Origin of the sequence: Tyzzerella sp. An114 (assembly GCF_002161055.1) — a bacterium.
Lineage (GTDB): Bacteria > Bacillota > Clostridia > Lachnospirales > Anaerotignaceae > Fimicola > Fimicola cottocaccae.
On sequence record NZ_NFLT01000015.1, the window covers coordinates 1 to 25,173 of the forward strand.

38 protein-coding genes are annotated in these 25,173 nt (G+C 30.7%); all 38 read right to left on the minus strand.

All coding sequences use genetic code 11. The features are described from left to right. Positions 1-147 precede the first annotated feature (147 nt). Positions 148-1,173 (minus strand): glycine-rich domain-containing protein, encoded by a 1,026-nt coding sequence (locus B5E58_RS10775; RefSeq protein ID WP_088109665.1) that lies wholly within the window; start codon positions 1,171-1,173, stop codon positions 148-150. After that, positions 1,166-1,717 carry a putative phage tail protein gene (locus tag B5E58_RS10780; RefSeq protein WP_088109666.1) on the minus strand — a complete coding sequence of 184 codons (552 nt, stop codon included), beginning with the start codon at positions 1,715-1,717 and terminating at the stop codon, positions 1,166-1,168. Before B5E58_RS10780 ends, B5E58_RS10775 begins: the two co-directional genes overlap by 8 nt. Next, positions 1,710-2,765, minus strand: a complete 1,056-nt coding sequence (locus B5E58_RS10785; protein WP_088109667.1) for a baseplate J/gp47 family protein — start codon at positions 2,763-2,765, stop codon at positions 1,710-1,712. The genes B5E58_RS10780 and B5E58_RS10785 overlap by 8 nt, the downstream gene beginning before the upstream one ends. Further along, a complete protein-coding gene (locus B5E58_RS10790; RefSeq protein WP_088109668.1) occupies positions 2,766-3,164 on the minus strand; it encodes a DUF2634 domain-containing protein in 399 nt (132 codons plus the stop codon). Next, positions 3,161-3,568 (minus strand): DUF2577 domain-containing protein, encoded by a 408-nt coding sequence (locus tag B5E58_RS10795; RefSeq protein ID WP_088109669.1) that lies wholly within the window; start codon positions 3,566-3,568, stop codon positions 3,161-3,163. Before B5E58_RS10795 ends, B5E58_RS10790 begins: the two co-directional genes overlap by 4 nt. After that, on the minus strand, positions 3,561-4,535 hold the full coding sequence (locus B5E58_RS10800; RefSeq protein ID WP_088109670.1) for an XkdQ/YqbQ family protein: 975 nt from the start codon (positions 4,533-4,535) through the stop codon (positions 3,561-3,563). The genes B5E58_RS10795 and B5E58_RS10800 overlap by 8 nt, the downstream gene beginning before the upstream one ends. A 6-nt stretch (positions 4,536-4,541) precedes the next feature. Further along, positions 4,542-5,210 carry a LysM peptidoglycan-binding domain-containing protein gene (locus B5E58_RS13905; protein ID WP_088109671.1) on the minus strand — a complete coding sequence of 223 codons (669 nt, stop codon included), beginning with the start codon at positions 5,208-5,210 and terminating at the stop codon, positions 4,542-4,544. 3 nt (positions 5,211-5,213) lie between these two features. Further along, positions 5,214-7,265, minus strand: coding sequence for a tape measure protein (locus tag B5E58_RS10810; RefSeq protein WP_088109672.1), 2,052 nt, complete (start codon positions 7,263-7,265; stop codon positions 5,214-5,216). Positions 7,266-7,449: 184 nt separating this feature from the next. After that, entirely contained in the window at positions 7,450-7,878 is a 429-nt protein-coding gene (locus tag B5E58_RS10815) for a phage tail assembly chaperone (protein WP_088109673.1), read from the minus strand. A 66-nt stretch (positions 7,879-7,944) separates the two neighbouring features. Then, positions 7,945-8,475 carry a zinc ribbon domain-containing protein gene (locus B5E58_RS10820; RefSeq protein ID WP_088109674.1) on the minus strand — a complete coding sequence of 177 codons (531 nt, stop codon included), beginning with the start codon at positions 8,473-8,475 and terminating at the stop codon, positions 7,945-7,947. Between the two features lie 87 nt (positions 8,476-8,562). Beyond that, positions 8,563-9,021 carry a phage tail tube protein gene (locus B5E58_RS10825; protein WP_088109714.1) on the minus strand — a complete coding sequence of 153 codons (459 nt, stop codon included), beginning with the start codon at positions 9,019-9,021 and terminating at the stop codon, positions 8,563-8,565. Positions 9,022-9,053: 32 nt separating this feature from the next. After that, the gene (locus B5E58_RS10830; protein ID WP_088109675.1) at positions 9,054-10,358 is read right to left on the minus strand and encodes a phage tail sheath family protein; all 1,305 of its coding nucleotides are present in this window, start codon (positions 10,356-10,358) and stop codon (positions 9,054-9,056) included. 2 nt (positions 10,359-10,360) lie between these two features. Then, positions 10,361-10,534: a hypothetical protein gene (locus B5E58_RS13480; RefSeq protein ID WP_158097734.1), complete on the minus strand. Its 174-nt coding sequence runs from the start codon at positions 10,532-10,534 to the stop codon at positions 10,361-10,363. Position 10,535: 1 nt separating this feature from the next. Next, a complete protein-coding gene (locus B5E58_RS10835; protein WP_088109676.1) occupies positions 10,536-10,949 on the minus strand; it encodes a phage tail terminator family protein in 414 nt (137 codons plus the stop codon). After that, entirely contained in the window at positions 10,946-11,377 is a 432-nt protein-coding gene (locus B5E58_RS10840; protein ID WP_088109677.1) for an HK97 gp10 family phage protein, read from the minus strand. Before B5E58_RS10840 ends, B5E58_RS10835 begins: the two co-directional genes overlap by 4 nt. Beyond that, positions 11,377-11,733 carry a hypothetical protein gene (locus B5E58_RS10845; protein WP_088109678.1) on the minus strand — a complete coding sequence of 119 codons (357 nt, stop codon included), beginning with the start codon at positions 11,731-11,733 and terminating at the stop codon, positions 11,377-11,379. The genes B5E58_RS10840 and B5E58_RS10845 overlap by 1 nt, the downstream gene beginning before the upstream one ends. After that, positions 11,733-12,071 carry a phage head-tail connector protein gene (locus B5E58_RS10850; protein WP_088109679.1) on the minus strand — a complete coding sequence of 113 codons (339 nt, stop codon included), beginning with the start codon at positions 12,069-12,071 and terminating at the stop codon, positions 11,733-11,735. Before B5E58_RS10850 ends, B5E58_RS10845 begins: the two co-directional genes overlap by 1 nt. A gap of 1 nt (position 12,072) precedes the next feature. Next, on the minus strand, positions 12,073-12,393 hold the full coding sequence (locus B5E58_RS10855) for a hypothetical protein (RefSeq protein WP_088109680.1): 321 nt from the start codon (positions 12,391-12,393) through the stop codon (positions 12,073-12,075). 11 nt (positions 12,394-12,404) lie between these two features. Beyond that, positions 12,405-13,331 carry a hypothetical protein gene (locus B5E58_RS10860; protein WP_088109681.1) on the minus strand — a complete coding sequence of 309 codons (927 nt, stop codon included), beginning with the start codon at positions 13,329-13,331 and terminating at the stop codon, positions 12,405-12,407. Positions 13,332-13,346: 15 nt separating this feature from the next. Continuing rightward, positions 13,347-13,853, minus strand: coding sequence for a phage scaffolding protein (locus B5E58_RS10865; RefSeq protein WP_088109682.1), 507 nt, complete (start codon positions 13,851-13,853; stop codon positions 13,347-13,349). Between the two features lie 103 nt (positions 13,854-13,956). After that, the gene (locus tag B5E58_RS10870) at positions 13,957-14,172 is read right to left on the minus strand and encodes a hypothetical protein (RefSeq protein ID WP_088109683.1); all 216 of its coding nucleotides are present in this window, start codon (positions 14,170-14,172) and stop codon (positions 13,957-13,959) included. Continuing rightward, positions 14,169-15,800, minus strand: coding sequence for a minor capsid protein (locus B5E58_RS10875; protein ID WP_158097735.1), 1,632 nt, complete (start codon positions 15,798-15,800; stop codon positions 14,169-14,171). The genes B5E58_RS10870 and B5E58_RS10875 overlap by 4 nt, the downstream gene beginning before the upstream one ends. After that, positions 15,784-17,310, minus strand: coding sequence for a phage portal protein (locus B5E58_RS10880; protein WP_088109685.1), 1,527 nt, complete (start codon positions 17,308-17,310; stop codon positions 15,784-15,786). Before B5E58_RS10880 ends, B5E58_RS10875 begins: the two co-directional genes overlap by 17 nt. A gap of 11 nt (positions 17,311-17,321) precedes the next feature. Continuing rightward, entirely contained in the window at positions 17,322-18,623 is a 1,302-nt protein-coding gene (locus B5E58_RS10885) for a PBSX family phage terminase large subunit (protein WP_088109686.1), read from the minus strand. A gap of 6 nt (positions 18,624-18,629) precedes the next feature. Further along, complete coding sequence (locus tag B5E58_RS10890; RefSeq protein WP_088109687.1) at positions 18,630-18,926, minus strand: hypothetical protein; 297 nt, start codon at positions 18,924-18,926, stop codon at positions 18,630-18,632. A gap of 171 nt (positions 18,927-19,097) precedes the next feature. Beyond that, a complete protein-coding gene (locus B5E58_RS10895; protein WP_088109688.1) occupies positions 19,098-19,649 on the minus strand; it encodes a phage protein Gp27 family protein in 552 nt (183 codons plus the stop codon). Next, positions 19,642-19,953 (minus strand): hypothetical protein, encoded by a 312-nt coding sequence (locus tag B5E58_RS10900; RefSeq protein ID WP_088109689.1) that lies wholly within the window; start codon positions 19,951-19,953, stop codon positions 19,642-19,644. The genes B5E58_RS10895 and B5E58_RS10900 overlap by 8 nt, the downstream gene beginning before the upstream one ends. Further along, a complete protein-coding gene (locus tag B5E58_RS10905) occupies positions 19,946-20,242 on the minus strand; it encodes a hypothetical protein (protein WP_088109690.1) in 297 nt (98 codons plus the stop codon). The genes B5E58_RS10900 and B5E58_RS10905 overlap by 8 nt, the downstream gene beginning before the upstream one ends. A gap of 14 nt (positions 20,243-20,256) precedes the next feature. Further along, a complete protein-coding gene (locus B5E58_RS10910) occupies positions 20,257-20,697 on the minus strand; it encodes a hypothetical protein (RefSeq protein ID WP_088109691.1) in 441 nt (146 codons plus the stop codon). Positions 20,698-20,702: 5 nt separating this feature from the next. After that, entirely contained in the window at positions 20,703-21,134 is a 432-nt protein-coding gene (locus tag B5E58_RS10915; protein WP_088109692.1) for a hypothetical protein, read from the minus strand. A 100-nt stretch (positions 21,135-21,234) separates the two neighbouring features. Then, positions 21,235-21,552 carry a Mor transcription activator family protein gene (locus B5E58_RS10920; protein ID WP_158097736.1) on the minus strand — a complete coding sequence of 106 codons (318 nt, stop codon included), beginning with the start codon at positions 21,550-21,552 and terminating at the stop codon, positions 21,235-21,237. A gap of 18 nt (positions 21,553-21,570) precedes the next feature. After that, a complete protein-coding gene (locus tag B5E58_RS10925) occupies positions 21,571-22,269 on the minus strand; it encodes an N-acetylmuramoyl-L-alanine amidase family protein (RefSeq protein WP_088109694.1) in 699 nt (232 codons plus the stop codon). 91 nt (positions 22,270-22,360) lie between these two features. Beyond that, the gene (locus B5E58_RS10930; RefSeq protein WP_088109695.1) at positions 22,361-22,765 is read right to left on the minus strand and encodes a phage protein GemA/Gp16 family protein; all 405 of its coding nucleotides are present in this window, start codon (positions 22,763-22,765) and stop codon (positions 22,361-22,363) included. Between the two features lie 5 nt (positions 22,766-22,770). Then, positions 22,771-23,253: a host-nuclease inhibitor Gam family protein gene (locus B5E58_RS10935; protein ID WP_088109696.1), complete on the minus strand. Its 483-nt coding sequence runs from the start codon at positions 23,251-23,253 to the stop codon at positions 22,771-22,773. Between the two features lie 18 nt (positions 23,254-23,271). Next, positions 23,272-24,414: an ATP-binding protein gene (locus B5E58_RS10940; RefSeq protein WP_088109697.1), complete on the minus strand. Its 1,143-nt coding sequence runs from the start codon at positions 24,412-24,414 to the stop codon at positions 23,272-23,274. Positions 24,415-24,418: 4 nt separating this feature from the next. Beyond that, positions 24,419-24,571, minus strand: a complete 153-nt coding sequence (locus B5E58_RS13485) for a DUF6906 family protein (RefSeq protein ID WP_158097737.1) — start codon at positions 24,569-24,571, stop codon at positions 24,419-24,421. A 2-nt stretch (positions 24,572-24,573) separates the two neighbouring features. After that, positions 24,574-24,825, minus strand: coding sequence for a hypothetical protein (locus tag B5E58_RS10945; RefSeq protein ID WP_088109698.1), 252 nt, complete (start codon positions 24,823-24,825; stop codon positions 24,574-24,576). Between the two features lie 105 nt (positions 24,826-24,930). Further along, a complete protein-coding gene (locus tag B5E58_RS10950) occupies positions 24,931-25,164 on the minus strand; it encodes a hypothetical protein (RefSeq protein WP_088109699.1) in 234 nt (77 codons plus the stop codon). Positions 25,165-25,173: the final 9 nt, after the last annotated feature.

A 25,173-nucleotide genomic window follows, 5' to 3' on the forward strand; every position in this document is an offset into this window, starting at 1 on the left:
AGTGTACATTTATATATTTATAACTATCCGCTATAATAACAGGTTGTGGATTTACAGGTTCTATAATTGTGTTTTTTACAGTGAAATACAAATCCATATTTTTTCCCTCCTCTCAATTATATTAAAAGATAAATAAAATTTATTAATTTATATATTATTAAATCTATTAAGAGCATCTGAAATAGATTGTTGTTTTCCTAGTATGCCCCAATATATAATAACTATCGCTGGTCCACCTTGTTGGGCATACTCAGATGTTGATATTCTAGTGTTAGCACCACCGCCACCACCATATCCAGGAAATCTAAATTCATTACCTGTGCCATGAAACGCATCACCTCCGTTTCCCAAACTGCCACCACCACCTCCTCCTACTCCATATGGTCTTCCACCTTGTCCAGTTACTCCGTCATATCCTCGTTCACTAGAATTACCACTATGACCACCACCTGTACCATTAGATTTTGCTCCAATTAATGTTTCTGGGTCGCTTGTATCATAGCTGGTACTTCCAGAATTACCATTTTGTAGACTTATTAAATCACCTACAACTGTAGCTGCACCAAATGTTATTGGAATAGTTTGCTTTGGTGATACTATAAATGACTTCGATACAACAGCTTCACCTCCACTACCACCTGTAGCAGCTTTCATTGTTTTACTTGTATTGTAATTTCTTGCACCACCATTGCCACCTCTTCCGCAAGCGGTCACATATATTTCTGTTATGTTATCAGGTACAGTAAATGTATTATTTTCTTTAAATATTTCACAACCTCCGATAAAAAAGTCATTGTTCAATATTTTCGAATTTTCATTCAACTTTCCAAAAACCGTATCTGTCCCACTGTCTCCACTCGCCCCAATCTTCCCATCAACCCCAGTAATCTTAGAAACCACCTCGCTAAACTTACTTGTAAGAGTTTCTTTAATTTCCGCCAGTCTTCCGAAAAGTGTCGGACTAGAACTTAAATCTCCAGAGCTTCCCACAGATGTTTTAATTTCTTCTGTTGTCCCTTTTATCTCTGTAACATTGCCCTGAAGCTGTTCATTTTGAATTGCTTCTTTTAATTTCTCATCTAAAATATCCATATTACCGTTAAAATCTTCTATATTGAAAAAATCTGTTTCATAAGGTTTTTTTAAATTAAAATTAGGTGTAAATTCAGCCATTTAATACCTCCTCTCTCAGTTGTCTATTTGTATAAACTGATAACTGACCATAAGTATATTTTTTAAATTGTAAATATTGATTATATCTCAAATTGACTTCTAATATTAAATTAGCTGGTATCATTCTTTTAACTGTACTTTCAACTTCATCAAACAACTTTTTAACTGTAAGCTCAATTAAAACTTTAAGCCTGTACTCATCATTATAAAGTGTAACTTCATATTGTCCTTTACCACACAGATTATCAAGGGCATTTAAAAGGGCATTGTATGTATAAGGCAAATCCTCATTAATTCGTGATTTTATCCTAAACCTTCTGACTTCAAGTGTATCAGTACCTTTAGGCTGTATATTTAATATTTTCTCCCAGCGTTTACAGCCATTTTCAGTAAGTGTCTCTATAAACTGGTCAAGAAATACATTATTTGAATTACTCCAACAATCTGTAAGTATTGTATTTTCAATTTCTGCAATTTTTTTGAATTCCCTGTAATCTTTAATAATAAGAGGCTGATATATACTTATATCAACATTTTTAAGCATTTACAGTCCCCCTTTTAACAATAGCATTTTCACCAACTACAAAATTTTCTTCAATCCCATTAAAAGCTGTATGTGCAATATCTGTAATACCTTCAATATCAAGAAGTCTGCTTTCAAACTGGCTTATTCTCACAATAATATTATTCAAATCCTGCCAATTACTGTTAAGCTCATTGAAATAGCTGTCAATTATATCATTGACAGCATCTTTTATATCCTCAAAACTCCAACCTTCTGTATAAGTTATTTGAGTAGTTATATTTAAAGTTGTTTCAGTTACTCCTTCAACAGTTACAATATGCCCTATTGGTGAAATTCCAAGCCCTTTACCTTGATTTTGAACAGGGTCAATTATTGTTTGAACATTCTGTATAAGTTCATCTGTCGGAGCTGTATATTCACTTGATATAATAACAAGTTTAACAGTTCCTCCTCCATTCCATGTAGGATAAACCTTAACACCGCCAACACCTTGAATACTGTTTGTTTTATTTTTATAATCCTGAATATTTCCTCCAAAGGCTTGAGAATTAAAGCTACTTAAATAACGCCTTCTGAAACTTTCAGTATCTTCTTCATCTTCACCAAAAACAAGTATTTCAGTTAAAAAAGCTGATGTAAGACCTTTTATATATTCCACAGGAATAAGTTGTCCTATATATCCATTAGGTGAACTTCCTGCTGTTTCACATACCATTTTATAAGTATTTTCAGACATAAGCTCTGTCACAGTATAGTTATAAATATCGATACTAAACCTTGAACCAATAGGAACAGGTATATTAAAAACACCTTTTCCAACAGCAAATGTTGCACTATAAGGCTTAATTCCTCTTTCATTGGCTCTCATAATAAGATACCCTCTGTCTGATGTATCTGCAAAAGTCTGTTTAAGTATAAAATCGAGGTCAATATAAAGCTGTGCAATTTCAGCGGCAGCCGGAGCTAATGCATCATATATTACAGAGCCTTCCCTTTTATCAAAACTTGAAGGGACTTTATCAAGGGCATTTTTCAATATATTTTCAAAGGTCATATTTTCAAACATTTATACAGCCACCTCCTTTGACATTTCAATATCTCCAATTATTGAATGGACTGTAAAACTAACTGATACAATATGCTTTTTACTTGTATTAAATACAAAGTTATCAACAGAATTTATTCTGTCATCTTGAATTAATGCTTCTTTTATACGACTTTCAATAATAGGTAAAACTGTTGTTACTGGCTGACCGAAAATATCTTTAAACTCAACACCATAGTTTCTTGAATATATAACATTTTCATATCTTTCAGTTGAAAGTATTTTATATATAGTCTGTTTTAAAGCCTCTTTATTATCACATTTTCCAACTATAATACTTTTTTCAATATCCATTTTGTGTTGTAAATTAGGCTGTATAACTGTTTTTATTGGATTTACATTAAGTCCCTCTGGTATCATAATGTCACCGCCCTATCCAAAACCATATATTTTTGTCCGCCCTGCTGTCTTAAAAGTATAACTGCTTCCCCTGCTTTAAGACCGTTATATACAGTAATTTTATGTTTTATTTTCTCTTTAAAAGATATTTTTGAAGGTGAACTTTCAGAAGTTTCTTCCATATCCCAAGTAGTAAATACTTGTTTAATAGAAGAGTCATCAAAGGATATTTCTGTTTCATAATCCGTTAGACTTTCAGGTATAATCAAAAACTTCTCTGATAATATAAGTTTTTGGTCAATGAATATAGTAAGAGGTGATATACTTTGAACAGTACCATAAAATATATCAGTAGGCTTTGAGTTTTTTACAGCTTCAATAGCTGATTTTTTAATAACCTTTACAAAATCACTTGAATTAAGCAATATACTCCCCTCCTTTTAATTCTATATCCATAGTGTGTTCATTCTGTTTAAATGTGTGAGTGCATTTTTCAACAATAAGCCAATTATTAGATATAATATCACCTAAATTTAAAAAGACAGGAACTTGACTTCCTGCCCTTACTCTTAAATCTCCCATTATTCCATTTATAGATAGAGAACGTGTTTTATTGTTATAAAGTTTTAAAAGTGCTTCTGCCATAATTGCACCATTATCACGATTATCAATTTTCTCAAAATACTGTAAAACTCCCCATCGTTTTATTGTATGGTCACTTTTTGCTGTAAATACTTCCATTTTTTTAGTTTCATCATCTTCATAAAGAAGTTTTATTTTATTGTATGTTTCACTATCAATAGATGTTTCATAGTCAAAATCCTCTGCTATATTCTCATCAATTTTTATAGGAACTCTCATATCACCTATATTTTTTAGTGCCAGCTTTCCAAAATCATCATACAACACATACATTTCTTTTGTATTTAAAAGTGTTGTATCAAGGGCATTTTTAATAATATCAAACAAAGAGGTATTGTCCTCTATACAACTTGGTATAACATATTTTGTGTCAGTTATATCACCTGTAAAAAGACTGAAATCTCCTGCTATCATTTTTAAAAGCTGTGACGCTGTCATATTTTCATAAATATAAGTATCCTTATTTTTAAAATATCTTAACTGGTCATAGGCTTTTACTGATATAAGACCATCTTTTGTCCTTGATTTTTTAAATACAAAGCCTAGAAATACAGGTGTATCATTAACATAAAGTTCAACTCTGTTTCCCTCTTGAAAATTTATAATATTATCTTTTATTACTGAAAACTCAAGACTTCCTGCCGTTCCTTCTCTGTCTGTTGTCCATTTTATACCTTCCTCAACCAATGGAGCATATACTTTCCCTGTGTCAGGATTTTCAATTATTAATTTAATATTTAAATCATTCAATAATAATCACTCCTTTGGTATAACCAAAACTTGACCAACATAAATGAGATTAGGGTTTGTTATTTGTGGATTTGCAGAGGCTATAAGTTTATATTTACTTCCGTCACCATAATAATATTTTGCTAATGCCCAAAGAGTATCACCTTTTTTAACTTTATAGCTTTCATTCTGTGGTATTGGTGCTTGAGGACTTTCTACTCTTGTTTTTTCCTCTGTTGCCGTTCCGTCAGATGATATATTTATATCAATGGTTGTAACAGATATATACTGTTTTAAGCTTATACTTACAGTCAAATCAAAACCATTGTCAGCACTTTCTTTTATCGTGTAGTCTTCAAGGCTTACATATTGAAACTCTGTATCGTATAAGCCTACACCGTTAGGCAACTCTCTGCTTACATAAAATTTAAAAGGCTTTTTACTAACCTTTAATCTTTTAAGTTCTTCAAGATAATACTTTTGATTTTTAAAGCCATTTTCATACATAGCGAAAGGATATTTAACAGCCGGTAAAAGTATATCAAAACTTATTTCAGTAAGTCCTACACCTTTAAGAAAGTTATATTCTGTGTCATTTATGAGTGTTACGGTTTTATTTTGGTTTTTAATTTTTATTTCAAGGCTTTGGGGAGTGACAGGAAGAAGTATATTATCTAAATAAAATCTGTATGCCATTTATTACACCCCCTCTGCCATTCCTTCAGCAGCCTCGCTTGTTTTTCTTACAATATGGTCAATAACTCCATCAATATCCATACCGTTTTTAATATTATTACTCATTCCCGACATATCAATATTTATACTTGGTGTAACATAACGCATTACAACATCTCTTTCAGCCATTTTTCTTAAATATTCCATATTTTCATTTGTTGTTGCCACTTCATCAGCTATATCAGATGTGTTACCTGCTATTTTGTTAGTATCTTCCGCAATACTTGGTATGTTACCATATCCACTTGAGTCAAAAGGTATACCATCCAGCCCACCACCAAATGTACTTTTTATTTTATTGTCTATTCCTTCACCAAATTTATAACCTGCATCCCAAGCCTCACCATAATTTATTCTGTCAATACCACCTTTTGGTGTTAATCCTGTAAGTGTAATAGCTTTCTCGTTCTTACCCCAGGAAACAACATTTTTCTTTAAATTTTCAAGACCTCCCGTCCAATCAGTTCCAAATATTGCATCTATAATTTTTGTAACAACTTGTCCTAAAGATAAAAACCACCCTATAATTTGACCAATTAAATTAGCTACTGCATCTCCAAAGCTATCAAAACCACCATTACAAACATTTAGAATAAATTCAACAATACCCAAAAACGGATATACAAAAGCCCACACTGCTTGTAGTATAGCATTTATAACTCCAATAGCAATATTGAGTATAACTGCTCCAGCAACAGCTATAATGCCAGCAATAAATCCTATTGCTGATGTAGTTTCATTTCTCGCTTTATTTACAGCTGCAATAACAACAAATATAACTGTTATTAATACTATGATTGCTAATATAATCCAAGTAATAGGACAAGCCATTAAAGCTGTATTAAATGTAGATTGTGCAACCGTTGCTTGTGCTGTTGCAACAGTCAAGGCATATTCGGCATTTACAGCAAGCCATTGAGCATTTACATTAGCAAGTATTGCCTTAGCCTTAATAAGTGCCTGTACATTTGAAATAGCTGTCATAGTATTCGATAATCCTTGTGCTGCTGAATTAGCCAATAAAGCTAATGTATAGTAGCCTACCGCAGAAGCAATACCTAAAACAATAGGCTGTATAACAGACCAATTCTTAGCTAAAAAGCTTATAAAATTTAACAGAGGTTGTGATGCATATAAAACTTTATTTACAATTCCATTCCAAACTTGACTCCAAGTCATAGGCATATCATTAAATTGGGTATTTATCTCATCAGTGGCACTTAACATTGCATTTTTTACAATATCAGCTGTAATTTTACCATCTGAAGCTAAAGTCCTTATTTTTCCAATAGGCTCACCCAAATAATCAGCTATTTTTTGTATAACATTAGGTGCAGCTTCAAATACAGCATTTAATTCTTCTCCTCTTAATACTCCAGAACCAAGAGCCTGCGTAAGCTGTAATGTTGCTGAATATGTTTCTGCCTGTGAAGCTCCGGCTATTACAAATAATTTATTAAGATTTTCTGCAAACTGTATAGTTTCATCATTACTTGCAAAAGCATCATCAGCTCTCAAGGCAAGTTTTGCAACAACATCTGCTGTTTGACTATAAAGTGCTCTTGATTCTTGAGCAGAAGCAAATATCTTGTCTTGTAATTCTTCAACAGAACCACCATCATCAACTATCATATTAAGTCTTGCAGTAGTGTTAGAAAAGTTATCTGAAGCATTAAAAAGAGATTTAACCCCTTGTATTCCTAAATATGCTCCCACCATACTTTTTATATTATTCAAAAGATTATTTGTTGAAGATACTCCGCTTCTAACTTCATTGTTATAATTCCTTTGACTTTGACCTGCTCTGTTGGTGCTATTTACAATTTCCTCTATTTCTCTTTGTGCTTGGTCTAAACTTCTTCTTGTTTCATCAAATGTATGTGTATCAAAAGCATTATCCATAGAGGTGGCTACTCTTTCAGTTACAGATATAAGGCTATTAACAGAGCTTATTATATTTTGTATTGGTCTTGTCATTCTGTCTGTAAGACTAATTATTGCATTAATAGATGCCATTTAACCACCTACCTCTTTTTATTTTTTAATTCCTTTTCTTTCTCTTTTTCAGCCTCTATTTTTTTATCAATACAAGCAATAATAAAGGCTTTTTCTTGTGTATCTAAATTAATAAATACAGAGGGTAGCATTCCAAACTCTAAAAAACAGTAATAGGCATAACAGGAAGTACCACCCTCATCAATTAGTTTTTTGCTTCTTCAATCTCCTCATTAATATTGCTATTTCCAATATTATTAGTTATGAAATCAACAAAATTATTATATTCATTTGGGTCATCAATCATCTGAACGATAAGCTCTTCAGGTGTCATAACTCCATAACTATCCTGTAATTCTTTATCATATAAATTAGGCTCTACTACTGAAGAAGCAATTAATTTTGCTATATATTTTCTATTATCAAAAGTAGTTCTAAATACATTAGGTTTTCCCTGCATCGGAATTTCTCTTGTACAACTTTCTCTTATATCTTCACTTTCTGCTGTTGTTAATGGTTTTATAGTCCATTCAAGAGGATTTCCATTTTCATCACAAAGTGACTTTGTTGCTGCATATTTGACATTTTCTCTCTGTTTTTTATTTTTCTTTAAAAATAATGATAATTTTGACATACAAATTCTCCTTTTCCCACCAAAAAAACACCCACAAAAGTGAGTGTTTAAAATATTTAAAATTAACTATTGTTGTTCAATACTGTTATAATGTTCTGTTTCTCCTTCTTCATCCCAATGGTCAACTATATGATTTCCATAAGGGTCATATACATCTACTTTTCCAAAATTTATAGTATTATCTTTAATATATGCTCTGAAATTATAAGTATATTTTAAGTCACCTGTATTAAGTGTTGTAAAACTTCCTTTTCCTATATATTCTTGTAAACTTTCTTCAAAATAAATACTATGGTCTGAAATTGTAAACTTACAGTCAGTTCCAAGTGTAGTATTCATTGATTTAATAAAGGCATCATCTACTTTACCTGATTTATTGCTGTTTCCAATAGAAGAAACAGCAATAGCAACAGCAATAATAAAGCCTATTATAATCACAATTAAGCACCCTGACTTCTTTTTATTTGGTTTTTGAACTTGATTGAAAATATTATTTTCATTCATAAAAACATTATTTCCTGTTGCAGTACCACAGTTTTTACAGAATTTTTCATCAGCTTCTAACTCCTTACCACACTTACTACAAAACTTATTCATAATATACTACCCCTTTCAATTTATAAGTTTGTTTCCATTATAAACCAAAAAAGGTATAGTTTCAACATTTGTGAAATTTGTTAAGTATCACCTCATACCCTCAAGCATAGCGAACTCTTCTGGGATTTCCCAATCCTCAAAAGTAAAGTCCATATCCTCATCAAGGGTTTCTCCATCAGCGTCAAACTTAGCAATTATTCCGCTATCCATATTACAATCTTTTAAAATTATAGTCTGTCTGCCTGCTGCTGATGTTTTATCCTCATTTACAATCTGAATATCAAAATAAATATCTTCTCCGGTTTCTTTATATTTATATAGGAGTTTTCTAAATATTGATGTGTTATAATGGAAAGTAGCACTTCCTGAACCTGTCCAACCTGAAGCCTTATTTCCTTTTGCTGGTCTGCCTAAAATAGGAACTTCTGTTTTATTTTTCTCCATTTTAGCCTCAAGATTAATAGCCTGCATAAAATTATATCTATTACCGTCTATTGTCACAAAGCACTCAGCCTCTTTTGCTGATAAAGCATCTTTCGCCTTCATAGTAACATTATTACCCACATAAACACCCCCTTTTACGCTATTTCAACTGTCATATAAAGTTGTGCCATAGCATTGACCACAGTAACTTTATCATATACAACAACAGCTTTTTTACTATCACCTTGAACAACAGTTATATCTTCAGATGTAAAGTTTTCTATTGCTCTTATATCCTGTAACTGCTGATGATGTTTAACTATATCATTCCAAAGGCTTATGCGTCCATTTGCATCATTAGGCACAACACCCAAATATCTAGTATTGAATATATTTGCAATATCATTAGCAATCTGGTCACAAACTCTTATTGTCTGATTTTCCTTAAATATATCTCCCTTTGTCTCTGATGTCGTTAAAAGCGTATTTATATCAGAAAGCACTCTTACATCATTACCTACATTATGGAAAGCAAATTTACCTGCATTAATAAATCCTTCAAGCTGTGACTGTGTATAGTCTGCTTTTACAGTAAATTCACCGTCATATTTTTTATTAAGTAATGAAGCGTTTACAGGACAACTTGATTCTGCACCTGTTACCCAATATACAAGTGATGATACAGGACTTTCTTCAACATCATTAATAACATTTATAACTCCCTCATAGTCAGCCTCTTTATTATGAACTACAAGCTGAAATTTTGCCCCAACTTCATCTCTAAGCCTTTTTGTATAAGCAACATAGAGGGATTTTATTTCATCTTCAGTAGAAACACAACCAAGTATATTAAAATAGTAACTTTCGGCTTTATCTAAAAATGTTTGATGAGCTCCTCCATTTACTGTGCCATTTGCACCTGTTGAAAGAGGTTCTCCTGCTGTTTCTGAAAGAGATGCACCACTTTTCCAAGTAACATAATCATTGTCAACAAGCTCTGACATTTGAGAAACTGTTTGTTTGTCTAAAAGTGTTGTATCATCAATATAAAGTGAAACATCAAACTTTTCTTCTTCCTCTACATTATTTGATATTACAACTTTTAAATTATTTCCCCTTGTACCACAATACTTAGCTGTTGCATATGTATTTGTTGCTTTTACACCGCCACTTGTAAGCCTATAAAGGTAAAGTGTTTTAAGATTTAAAAATAAATCTCTAAGACCTTTTAACTGTGGTGCTGTATAGTCATAACCGAATAATTTCATACTATTTTTTTGTAAATCACCGTTTGTAACTTCAAAGATAGTATTTTCAACACCCCAATCAAGTTCAAGAGCCATGGCTGCATAACCTCTATCAGAAAGTGTTGCAGAGGCTCTACTTGCAGATATAAAATTTATATATGCCCCCGGTAAAACCTTATTTTGTGTAAAAAAAGTTCCGCCACCTAAAGCCATATTTATTTCACCTCTTTTTTCAAAAATTTATCAATTCTTTTCTGTAATTCTGACTTTGTGATTTTTTCATCATCAGCCATAACAACAGTAACTATATCCTTATATTTTTCAAAAGATTTTGAGTTTTTAAGCTGTTCTTTACTAAAAACAACCTCTTTTTTAATTTCTTCAGCCATTTCAAACCTCCCTTATTTGCTTTAACTCCTCCATATTTATTTCATCAACTATATTTTTATAAACATAAATTTTATAGCTTACATTAAAATTTAAAATACCGTCAACAACTTGAAAAGACATATTAGTACCTCTTACAATATCACCTGATACATTTATGATTTCAAGACAATCAAAAAGTTTTTCTGCAACATTGTTACATTCTTCTCTGCCGCCTTCTGTAATATACTGAATCATACAATTACAGCTTATAAGGTATCTTTTACCTAAAACCTGTTCATACTGTGGATTTAATACAGAAATAAAAAAACAAGGCTCTTTAAGTCCCTGTTTAACTTCTTCTGTATGTATATTATAATCACTTCCAAAATCATCTCTTATAGCTTTTGCAATACCTTTTACAATATCATTTATCATTGTAGATATTCACCTAATTTCTGTGATATAAATTTCTCAATAATTTGTGGTGATTTTCGCTGTATTTCCTCTGCTGATATAGTAAGCATAAATCTACCTGGAACCCAACCTTCTTTTAATTTCTTACCAAGTGCCGGAACATATCTTCCCGGAGTCTGTCTGTGTCCATATTCAACATACATAGCATATTCAGTTTGATTTATAACCATTATGGTATAATTAAATCCCTGTTTAGTAATTCCTGTAACCTGCCAATTCCTTTTTAAATTCCCTGTTATTGTTGGAGTTCTCTTTATAACCTCTCTTAAAAGCCTTGCTGTTAATTCTTTTGCACAATCAGAAATAAATACATCAAGTTTATTTTCAAATTCAACAAGATTATCTCTGAATTTCTCAAGTTCTCTTACATCAAAACCGTTTCTTGCCATTATGCCCACTCCCTTTCAAGTATAAGTTCTATTCTTTGATGTGAAATATAACGAGCCGGCTCTCCGGAAGATTTATAAGTTTTATTATCACAAACAATACGACTTCCTGCCTTTATATTAATATCCGGAGAACAAAACAAACTTATACTTTGACTTAGACTTGCTCCTGTATCTGTTTGAGTTGTGTTTGGTATACTTTTATAACTTATTCTGCAAGGTATATTGCTGTATTTTTCAACCTCTTGTATACTGTCTATGCCTGTTTCACTATCTCTTACAGTTTCATATTCATATATATTACAAGTTTTGTTGTAGAGGCTTTCAGCGTGCTTTTTAATAGCATAAAATATTGACATTACCACACAACCTTTCTATATATATTAAGCTGTGATTTATAGTTTTTTAAAAACTCCATAGAGGGATTTTCAGATATTGAAAAAGCAGAACCAAAGGAGACAGAAACGTCTCCCTCAGATATGCTTTTAACTTTACCTTCTGAATTTTCTTGTCCATAGTTTTCAGCTCTATACTTATCAATACACATACTTACAACTACATTTTCAAGACCGGAGGGTATTTCTTTGATATGGCAATAATTAAGCACCATATCCGTTACAATATCAATAGTAAGCTGTAAAACATAGTCCTTACTGTTATCTTCAATACCAAGAAGTATTTTTAATTTCTCAAGCATATTACCACTTCCTACTGGTTAATATTTGTAATATATCGGCTTTTTTTGTATTTTCGCCTAAGTCTATATTATGTAACTTTGCATATTCTTTAAGTTCTGTAACTGTGAGTTTTTCAAGTTCTTCATTTTCTAATATTTTAGGCGGAATTTTTTCAATCTCTTCATTTTCTAAATTTGTAGAGGGTAATTTTTCTGTTTCTTCACAATCATTTTTGATATTTTCATCAAGCAAATAAAAACCCTCAGATATAAGTTTATCTCTTGTATATTCTTTATCTGTTACCCTCTCCACATTGTCCCTTTTAAGTCTGTAATTTGCCATAAAATCACTCCTTATGCTTTAGCATCTTTTATATTGACGAATATTGAACCTTTGCAATTATCTTTAACCCATATATCGTGATAACGGCGATAATCTAAAGACCAAGCATTCGCTTTCTGATAAATTTCCGGTGAGAATATTCTCATTTTATCCTGTTTAGTAACAGCAATAGGAGTTTCTCTTGCAACAATCATAAAATTAATATCTTTAGCAGAAGAACCTTTTTCATATCCACCATCTTCCTGACCACCTGTTAAACCGTCTTTAAGTGTAATTGCAGAATACATTCTTACTTTTGGTACTAAAATAATAGGGCAATCATCAATAAAAGGTACTTTTGTATTTATTCCACCCTGTGAGAATGTACCTGATGTAATTTTACCTAAAACAGCTTCTTCAATAGCTGTTGTTGTATCATAATTAGCAAGTATTACAATTTCACTATCAAAGCCGTTTTCTCTTATAACTTTAATACCATTTTTGATTTTATTTATAATTGTACTGTTATCAATAGTATAAGAGTATTCAGCCTGTGCATCTTCTTCTACACCCATAGCAATTTCAGCTAATTTTGAAATACGATAAGCATCAATTTCCGGTGTAACTCTTGTTCTCTGAAACTCACCCATAACATTACTTGCAGTAGCAACAAAATTTGTTTCATCTACGTCCATAGCATCAATAAGGAAACTTCTTCCTCTATCCTGTGTCATTGTTTTTGTCTGATATTTAAGAACAACACTACCCTGTGTATATCCTTCTTCTCTGTCATATTCTCCAAGTCCTTGAAGAGCTATTGAAGGTATTTTTATTTCATTACCTCCATTATATTTAACTTGTCCAGAGTTATCGTCCATAAATCCTGTTTTTAAAGTCTGAATTGCCAATTTATCAAGATTAGTTTCAAATATTTTTGCATATTCAAATGTATTTGCCATTATAATTCCTCCTTATTATTTAACTCCCATAGCATTGGCTACAATACTATTTATATTGTCATTATCAGAAAATCCAGAGCCACCACTAAAACCTGTACCCTCTGTTTTTACTGTTTCAACATCAAAAAGATAACTATCACTCTTTTTAAGACCTTCAATATCAAGTCCCTCAAGTGTTCCATCATCTTTAAGAGTTACTTTTTCCATATCAATAAGAGCCTTTATAGCCTTTGTATTTTTACCCTTTGCCTGCATTATAGCCATATCAACAGCATTATTCTTTTTGATATTTAAAATATCTGTATTATATTTTGTTTCCCAGTCTGTAACATCTTTTTTTAATTTTTCAATGTCTACACCGTCAAACTTTTTAACTGTTTCTTTTAACTGTGTTATAGTATTATTTGCCGTTGTAAGTTCATCTTTAGACACCATATTTTTGATAATTTCGGAATAAAGCTCCATTACTTTAGAGGCTTTTTCCTCATCAATACCCATTTCAATTAACATTTCTTTTTTCATTTTTTAAACCTCCTTAAAACATAATTTAAAGCAATAAAAAAAGACCTGTTGGTCTTTAAATGTTAAATAACTCTTTTAAATTATTTGGTACAACAGAAACCTCCTACTTTTCTCTTTTTCTAAGAAAGCCAACATTGTCCACTCCAGCTTGTAAACCATTACCACGCAAACTTTTAAAATGCTCATTTATTTGCGGATAACTTTCCCATAAGTCTTTAGGTATATTCTCACTATAAACAACTTTCCAAAATTCTATTTTATTTTTTGTATTAAGTATTCTTGCAATTAAATCATCATTAATTTTATCTTTATCAATCATTTTACCATTCCTTTAATAAAATCAAAGAGCCTTCTATCTTTTTTATAAAGATTGTCAGGGTTTGTTACATATTCTCTATACCCTTCACTGAAATACTCACCTAAACATTTTTTATTTAGCATAATTCCATTACTATAAATGACTTGTTCTTCTCCATCAATATCAAATTCATATATAAAACCTTGATATTCAGAAATAAATTTAGGAGCATCTAACCTATAAACTGGTTCAACAAATGTTTCCATATCTTCAATAATATCAAATGGTGTTATATCTTCAAGACCATTTTCCAATATATCCAAAAACTTTTGGTTATGATATAAATCAAGATTTGTTTCTATGGCGTGACCAAACTCATGTATAAGCTCACCAGGAATAAAATCTTTTCTTAAATAAAGTATTCCTTTTTTTCTATCATATCTTGAAGACTCATCTCCTACAAACTCAATAGATTTAACCTCTGATTTTATTATATCTTTATGATTATCTGAAATCAAGTTCATTTCATAATTCAATCTTTTAATAATATCATCATTAATTTCATCTATATTTCTGATAGGAATAAATTTAGGCTCTTTAATATTTGGTATAACATATTTACTATGCCATTCTTTAAAAGTCATATCAGAAGGCACATAATACCCATTACCCTTTTCATCTCTCGCAAAACGTTCCTCACCCTCTGTAAACTCATCATTAAAAGCTGGTATAGTTGTTGTTCTACAATGCGGATGAAAGGGAGGAGCTGTTACTCCCGTCTCATATTCTGATAATTCAAACTCTTTGCCGTCCAAACTTCGGCATATTTCAGATGTTTTTAAATCAAGTGTTGCCAGTATACTATATTTTTCAACATTTAACTCTTTGTAGCTTTCACATCTTGCTATAGATGAAAAAGCTGCACTTTCTGTAAGTACAAGTCTTCTTGTGGCTGAATAGCTACTACCTGCCTTTTTTTGAATTTCTCTTATTATCTTTTCTGGAGCTGCACCTCTTATAATTCCTTGTGTAAAAGTAGTCTGAAGCTGGTTAATAAGAGTTTCTTTATCTTGCCATATTCTATCACTAAAAGTTTTTAAATCACTTGTCCATGGCTTTTTTAACACTTCATTTATGGTTTTTGTATCAAGAGTTGCAAAAGCATTGCCATATCCAAAACCTTTTTGAAACTCATATATACTGTGATAATAACTTTCAGAATATACTTTTGATAAATTGCTATTGAATATATCATTCTTATTTTTAGCTAAAATTTCAAGTTGCTGGCTCATCTGTATTTTAAGCATTTCAAGCCTGTCAATTCTTGATACAGCAGAAGCGTTTTCTAATCTTTTTATCCATTCATCACTAAGTCCCTTGTTTTGAGCAACAGATATATACTCTTCAAGTGTCATTCTGAATGATTTTAAATCTTTGGAGTTCAAATTCTTTTTTAAGTCAGAATAGCTAATTCCACTATTTTTTGAAATACGACTTATAAGATTTTCTATATCTTTTTCAATATTATTTAAAGCATATGTATAAGAATTATATATATGCTTTTCCATTTCTTTGGCATTTCTATTTAATATATCTTCATTTACTGCCTCAAAACGCTGTTTCCAATAAGTACTATTCGGTGTTTTCATGGCTTTCACCACCATCACCTATACTGTAATCCAAAAAACGATTTTCTTCTTTTTGTTGTTGTGCTTCTATTTCTTCAATCTCTGCATTAACATCATCAACAAAAGGATGTTTACTAAGAAGTGTTTTATCAGAAACAACTCCTTTAGACTCATTTATCATTTTAACCAATTCATAATCATTTGTTATTATAGTTTCATTTATGTCTATATCTATAAGATTACTGTCAAAAGATGCATTATTGTTTCTGTTATAATCATCAGTAACAAACCATAAAAATTCCTTTATGGCACTTTTTAATTTAGGTATTATCATTCCAACTTTTAAATCCAGTTGTGCATATCTAAATTTCAAACTAACACCTGAAGGTGCAGAACCAAAGTTTTCATTATCAACATCAACACCCATACCAAAATGAAATATATCTCGTCTAAGCATTTTTAAAAACTCAAGTCTTCCTTCAACAGGTAAATCAACTTGCTTTGCTTCAACTTTTCCACTTGTATCATCTATATGTACTGATTTATTAACCTGTAACTTTTTTACTATGGAAGATGCAGCTTCACCACCGTATCCTTCAATAACCCAATAAAGGTCAACAAAATCAAGAAAATCATTCGTTCCTGAACTTGATATTAAATCATAAGCATCAATAAGACCTTTTATACACTTAAGGTCATTTGTACCCTTTGAATTATTTTTAAGTATTATAAAAGGAACTCTGCCCCATGAATGTTTTTCGTTTTTTACAGTAAAGCCTTCTTTTAAAGTTTGTATCCACCAATGTGGCGAAGGATTATATCTTATAGAACTGTCTATTTCATAATTGCCTGCATCATTTTGTATATAATAGGTCACTTCGTTTTTAGTCCACCACTCAACTCTTTTTTGCAAATATGTTCTTCCGTTTCTTGTAACTTTAATATCATAGTATCTTATGACTTGTTCAAGCTCTGTTTGATGTTCAGTATCATAAATAGCAATAATCTCCTCAGCAGGAACTATACAATATTTAAAATCTCCATTTTTGTTATAGTATACATGAAGAACTTCTATTCCTTTATTGCTGGCTCCCATAATCCAATCCTGAAGCATTTCATTAAATTTCTCATTACAAAATACCGATAGATATTTTTCATACTCCTTTAAACTTGTATCATCAGAAGCTCCTCTGACTGATATTGAAGGTTCTTTTGCCGCAATATATGATACCTTTTGGTCTACAAGTATTTTATGGAAAGGATTTATATTATGATGATTGCTTCCATTGGGATTTCTGAAACTTTCAAGTTTTTCATTTTCATCTTCATCAGTAGAAGATACTATTGTTTGATTAAAGTTATGCTTTAATATATCCTGCTCACCGTTGTAATACATTTCTCCTGTTTTCATTTCAAGTTTAGAAATACTTAAAATATCATCTTGTATAAGAGTTTTTATTATATCACTATCATTTAACTTGCTTTCTGAGGTAATCTTCATATTTATAAGTTCTGTTTCAGTTAAAAACAATATTTCTTCACCTACCTTATTTTTATACTTCTCATATCACTTTCACGACTATAACGAACAGCATCTATTGTATGGTTATTTTTATCCGGAAAATCAGCTTTAAACTCACCGTATTTATCTTTTTCAAGCTCATAACCATTGAATTCACGAGTTGTATTTGGGCATCTAACAGGGTCAATAACTATTTCCTCTAAATCCTGAAGCCACTTTATGCCATATTCAACAGAGTCCGGACCTTTTTTAGCTCCTATAACTCTAAGTCCATAACTATTCATTTCAGCTATAGATTTAGGTTCTGCACTATCACATACAACAATTTTATTATTTTTATTTTCTTGCTTTATAAGTTCATAAGCTTTTTTATTGCTCAGTCCAACTTTATAAATTTCATAAAATATATAAAGCCTTCTACGCTTTCTGTCATAATGATTAACTGTATAAGTAAATGGGTCTGAAGCATATCCCCAGTCAATACCTCTTGCTATGCGGTCAAACATTCTTATTTCTTCATCAGAAATAGTTCGTATAGTGATATTTGTAAATACTTCTCCACCTGTTCCTGTAACTTCACCAAGATATTCATGGGCATAACTTTCATAATTAACATTTTTAAGATGTTCAGCTTCAACAATAAATTGTTCTCCAAGCCATTCTTTTGGTACTCCTAAATATGTGCTATGGTGAACAAGTTTATCTTCTCTTTCTTCTGTCATCTCTATATTAGTCCAGTTTCTTTGAGATTTTGGTGGATTAAAAGAATAAAAAACAACAAATTTATCACCACCACGCATAAGGGATTGATTTATAGTTCTTATTTCAGACATTCCATTAAACTCATCAACTTCTTCATACCAAAGGTATTTACAATAACCTTTTCTGAACTTTGTTGATTTTATTTTTTTAGGTTTATCTGCACCACGAAATATAATTCTTTGACCTGTTGGTATATATATAAGCTCTAAAGGACTTACTTTTCCTTGCCAAAGATTATCAACCCCAAGTGCTGATATTGCCCATTGCAACTGTTCATAAACACTGTCTTTAAGATTTTGTCCCACTTTTCTAAGTGCAACACAATTAGCATTTTTATCAGCCATTATTCCGTTTATTATCTGTATTGATATAAAAGAGGATTTTGTACTACCTCTACCTCCCTTAAGCCAATAGTGTGTATGTTTTTCTTTAACAAGGTCTTCAAATACTTTTTTAAAAGCAGGTGCTATGAGTTTTTCAATTTTATTTTTCTCACTTTTAAATTCATTTTCACTTTTTTTAATGTTTTTAAAATTTTTAAACTCTAATACAAAGCTCATTAAAAATCACCTATACTTTTCTCTGCTAAGTATTGACACAGCCATAATATGTTCTCGTTTTATAGTGTCTTTGTCTATAACACTATAACGATTAGCTCTATTTTCAGAATCCCAATTTCTTTTATATTCTTTTCGTTTTTTCTGATTAATTATTTTTCTGTAATTTCTTTCATCATTATATGTTGTTAAAGAATTGAGATACTTTGAAATACTTTTTCTGCTTACACCTATTTCAACACTTATTTCTTTTATGGATTTTTTATCAATAAAAAAAAGAGCCTCTGCTTGCTCTCTCCAATTCATTATTTTCACTTCCCATTTTTGTCGGATTATTTTTGGGCATAAAAAGGCTACTGACAATATATTTAATACCTATTTTAAAACCCTTTTAACTCTTTTCAATTTGTTTTAAATATTTTTATATGAAGAATTTATCAGTAAAAATTTAAAGCTGTTAGAAGGGCAAATTAAAGGCTAATTTTTATTAGATTGATTTTCTATGTCATCAGCTATTTTTGATATGGCTTTTGCTATATCCGGATAATTATTTCCAATCTCATCAAAAACTTGTTCCTTAAGCATTTTCAATGCACTATGTATAGCTCCTGAAGCCTTTCTGCTATCTATTTTAAGTCTTTCATTAGCCACCTGAGCTCTTTGAAGTGTTGCTATATCCTTTGCCGCTTTAAGTTTATCCATACTGCTTATATCATCTGATATAAGAGCCTCCATTACCATTTGACTTACAAGGGCATTATTAGCTTCATGTAATTCTGTTGTTGGTCTTTCTGCATTATCTTCGGCAAGCATTTTTGCATATTCTTTTGCCATTCTTACATTTTCAAATTTTTGCAAAAAAGGCTTTCCATACCTTCCTACAGAACGATAACTTATATTTTGACCCATACTATTTAAATACTCCGCTATCTCTTGATAAGTATGACCTTCAAGTAATCTGTCTTCAACAGCTTTACGAAGTTCTGGTGGAAGTCTGTCTATCTTCCCATGGCTTCTATTCTTAGCCATTTAAAATCACACCCTCTGTTTGTGTTGTACCTTCCAATAAATCTATTCCCAAAGAAGTAATCTTAGCTATGGTTCTATCTATATTAAGAATACTGTTTTTTATATTCTCAAGTTTAATAAAGCCTTTTCCCTCAAGATAATTGCAAGCATCTTCAATATCTTTTCTTTCATAATAAAAACCTTCTTTTTTTAGAGCAGATTCTACAACTTCAATTCCTGCTCCCAAAGGTTCTGAAAATTCACATATTTTTAATACATAACCTCTTAACATCTGTTTTTCGGTTATATCCAAAAGTTTATTCATCAATATCAACTCCTACATCATCTAAATCATTTTCGGCAAGATTAATACCTTTAGGTGTTAAATTTACAGTAATATCAAGATAATTTTCATTTTCAGTTGCTGTAATATATTCCTTTTCTTCAAGGTAATATAAAGCCTTTCTTATATCACTTTCAGAATTTATACTTTTATACCTGAGAAGGCTTTTTAAAGTTCCAACAGAAACACCTCCGGGATAAACTGCATAAAGTCTTTCTATAATATCTCCTCGCAGTTCTTTAGCTTTGGCTATTTCTAACTCCTTTTCCAAATTTATCACCTCTTTTACTCTTTCAGTTTCATTTCTATGATTTCAACCTTTTCCTGCATTTTTCCTGTTATATTTTTTATATCAGCCATAGCTGAAGATATATCTTTCATAGTAGACGAAAACCCTTCTATAGTATTTATAAGTGCTGTTTCTCTTTTAGAAGCCTCCTGTTTTAAAAGCTGTTCTCTTTTTTCAGACTCAGCTTTCAATATTTCTTCTCTTCTATAACTTTCCTCAAGAAGTATTCGCTCTCGTTCTCTGTATTCTTTTTCACGTCTTTTAATATCTTCTTTATTTTGTTCTTCACGCTTTGAGGCTTCTGCAACAAACTGAGAATACATATCTTCACTTTGTTTTGCCATTTTTTTATTTTGGTCTAAAGTATATTTTGTAAATATAAGTACAAGTACAATAGATAATCCAACATCAGGAATTTGTGATACAAGTTCTGTCAACTATATCACCCCATAACACCTGTTTTCTTTACAATACCAACTTGTCTTTCTATTTCATTTCTTATATAACTTTCAACATCAGATACTCCGCTTTTTAAAGCCTCTATAAGTTCAGGACTTATACTGGATTTAATTTCTTCATACGCTTCATCAGCGAGAGCAAGAAGTTCCTCTTTATCTGCTAAACCTTGCTTAACTTTTTCTCTAAGTTCCTCACCGGCTACCTGCTCCAATTTACCAACTACATTTCTTGATACAATCTCAATAGTTTTTTCAGCAGTATCAAGTCCTATTGATATAATCTCTTTGTCTTCAATTTCCATAGTTTTTTTCAATTCTGATATCTTCTTTCTCATATAGAAACTACCAACTGTAATACAATATGTAGCAGCTAAAGAAAGAAGAGAACCTGCTGCAATTATAATTTCTTCCTTCACAATATCACCCCTTAAATTTCTGTAAAATAAAAATGCTGGAAGAGGTTTCCCTCTATCCAGCATATTACTATATTTTCTTTGACAAGTAAAACTGACAAAGTCAGAGATTTCTGTCAAAAATAGAAATTTGTTCTTCAAATGGTTTTGACTTCATTTCATTTATAAGTTCTTTTACAAGACGATAAACAGTTCTTTCGGAAACCTTATATTTTCTTGCAAGATATTTTATATTATCACCATTGAATTCATTAATTATTTTAACATAACGTTGATTTTTTAAAAGCTCATCAACTTTAGGAATGTATATATTAGTGCCGCCATAGCGTTTAGATAATAGCATCAGATTATTAACTCCTATAAGTTCTGCATACTCCCTATGTTGTTCTTTGAGCTCTTTTATATTAATTTCTTCAGCCATTATCATCACTCCAAAATTTTATAACATATTTCCCAAAAGTCCTAAAACTTCTCCAACAGTAATTCCATCATTTAATTTATTCACCCAGTAATCTTTGTCGGTTATAACATTTCCTGATACAAGATTTTCAAAACCTGTTCTTTGCCAATCCGGAATATTATCAAGAGGATTACTTTCTTTAGTATCAATACCATAATATTGACAAACACCTTTACAAATAGCTTCAGCAGCACTTTGAAGAAAACTTTGTTTTTTTAATTTAAAACTATCGCTTACACAAGATATAAAACCAAGTTCTATAAGAACAGCACTCATTTTTGTTGAGTTTAAAACTATTAAATCTGGTCTCTCTTTTACACCTCTATCTTTAAATCCTGTAGTTTTTATAAGTTCTTTTTGTATATTATCAGCAAGCTGGTCTTCTTTTCCACCTTTTTTATATATAAGAGTTTCTATTCCTGATACACTTATATCAGCCACAGAATTTGTATGTATTGATATAAATAAGTCAGAATTATCATTATTAGCTCTATCAGCTATTTCATAAGGTGAAAAATAAGTATCCGATACACGTGTATAGCTTACTTCAAAACCTTTTCTCGTCAATTCACTTCCTAAAAGAAGTGCTGTTGTAAGAGTTATGTCTTTTTCTTTTAATCCATTTCCACAAGCTCCAGGGTCTTTTCCGCCATGTCCTGCATTTATATGTATTCTCATAATTTATTCCTCCTTAAAAGTAATTTTATTATTTTTATTAAACATCTATATACAATAATTATTATTACAATAGATAAAAAATCTGTTTCAATCATTTTTTCTTTTTATCCTTTTTTAAAAGCACTTTCATTCCTTCAATAACTTTAGATGCTATCTTTTTGTCAAGCCATTTTATACTGTCTATGTTATAATGCTTTTTTATAAAGCTATTTAATAAATTTTCATCAACTTTTTTATTTTCATCTGTCCATCCGAGTTGAAATGCAAGAGAATTTATAAATTTAAGTTGTTTATAGGAAGCCATATTTTCCGAAACGCTTTTATTTTCTTCAAGACTATCTATTATTTTTATAGCTTCTGTTATAGTAAGCTCTTTTATACTGCTTTTTGTTGTAATGCTATAAATATACGAATGAAGTGTATCGTTATCAAGAGCTCTTTCTTTTGCCAGTTTAAATATTTTTCTTATCTGAGCAGTAGTTATATTAGCTGACATATAACTTAACCTCGTATTTTTTCATAGTTAGGTTCACACCAAAATTTATCTTCAACTTTTCTTGATGCTCCTATCTTTGCTATATCTTTATCAGAATATGTACTAAGTACATCTTTGTTTATAGTTTCTGTTATTTTAATACATTGTTCCATACCAAATTTTTTAAGATTACTTATTATTTTCTCAATCTTTTTATTTGGTACAGAAATTTTTGATACTTGTCTAAAACCTATTTTCCCAAATGTAAGTTCTTTTGTTTTTCCATCTATATCAAATTTATGTTCATCAACAAAATCTTCTATCTGTTTTTCTAGTTTTTTAATATTTTCTTTTAAAGGTTTAGAAAGTTTATCTGCTTCAAGCTTAATATCATTTATTTTAATATTCATTTCAGCCTCTATTGATTCAATAGTTATTTTACATTCTCCAAGTTCTTTAAGACAAAGATTTACTTCTTCCCAATCTTTAATTCCATTTTTATTACCCATAAACAGTTGACCTCCTTTTTAATTATCTAAAAGTATTTTTATTATTTCTTCGTTTTCTTGTTTTGATAATATACTTCTTACAGACTCCTCAGGAAAAGCTATAGGAACAGCCATTTTCATAATTCTATTACTTATTCTTTTATCTACCGGAAGCTCCTCTATGCTATAATTAGATGTAAATATAGTAACTTTTTTAGATGTCATTCTGTCATTTATTATGTTATAAAACATTTCATCAACCCACTCACTGGCTCTTTCAGAACCAATATCATCTATTATAAGAATATCTATATTTTTAAAATCATTTATAAGAGTTGTATATGTATCAACAAAAGATGAACTATTCTCAAATGTTGACTTTATGCTATTAAGAAGATTGCTTGTAGTAATAAACCTCACGCTTTTAAGATATGTTTTTATAATTGCATTTCCTACACTGGCAGCTAACCTTGTTTTTCCTGTACCTCTTAATCTGCTATAAAAATATAAACCTTTTCCCAAAGATTGCATTTTATCAAATTTTTTAACATACTCAATAGCTATATTCTTAACAAAAACAGCATTTTCTCTACTCTCAACTCTTGTATATATTTCGGTATCAAATTCACCTACTTTAAAATCTTTAAACTCTTCAGGAATTGATGCAAACTTTAGTTTTTGTTCTTTTATCTCTAACTTTGCACAATCACATTTATAGTGACCGTTTTTCTCTTTATCATATATAAGACCTGTACCATCACATATACCAAAAGGACACTTTTTAGAATTCGCAATATTGTTCTTTCTTAAAGCCTCTTTCAGTAACAAGCTGTCTGAGTCTTGTTCCTTCGTCAACATCTCCTGTCTTTCCTGGCTGCCTGTTTTGCTCTGTTCATCACTTCTTGAATTTCTGTCATAAGCTATACCTCCTAATTCTTTATGTTTATTACGTATAATACCTAATACATATTTTTCATTTTGAGTAGAAGTCGCCTTCATAGATATGTATACTTTTAATGCTGATATAACAGCTTTTGGGTCATATTTCTTCCAGCTTTCTATTATGGTTATTTTTCTTTTGTTTGAAATTTTCTGAGTTTTGCGTGTTCTTTTTGCTAAAACATCAAAAAACTCTTGTATCACTTTTAGTTCTTCAGTAGAAAACACTTCTAAACCTTCCATTTAATCACCTTTTTCTTATAATTCTTTCTTTTCCTGAATACTTATGTTTTATAACCATAATTTCAGTTGTATCTTTGCATACAAGCCAGTTATCATAATTGAGATTTTTATCTTTTATGAATTTAGCTTGTCGGCGAGTCGGCTTTTTCCCCATCATAATTAACTATCCCCTTCCAAAACTTCAATACCAAATACCTTATGTTTAAGAAAATCTATAACTTCTTCATAGCAAGCATCGTCACCTATTTTTTCTCCGTTCCAAAAGAATTCTCTACAACTTGTAAAACTCCAATCGTGAGCATCTCCATCACACTCAATGTTATTAAGAAGACACTCCTCACAAAGTTTATGACCATTATATACATACTGTGCATCTCTATAAAAAGAATTACAGCTCTCACAAATACTCATGACCTCTCTCCTCACTTTTAGCTTTGATATTAAGTGTTAAACTTCTGTTTTTAATAATATTTGGCACAAAGAAATCAAAATCTTTTGTGCCAAATAAGGTTTCAATTATATATCTTCTTGATTAGTATTTTTGATAAACTCTTCAAAAGAGCCATTAAATATAGATAACATTCCTAATAAATAATCCCTTTGTATTAATTCAATATCTTTTACAGTAGCTTCTTTTTCAATGTACTTTTTAATCTCTTGTATCAAAACCAAACTTTCAAGCACAATTAATTTAACTCCGCCTTCTGCTGATAATTCAACTTTTCCTTCTTCTATTTTAAAATTTATCATTATTTTAAT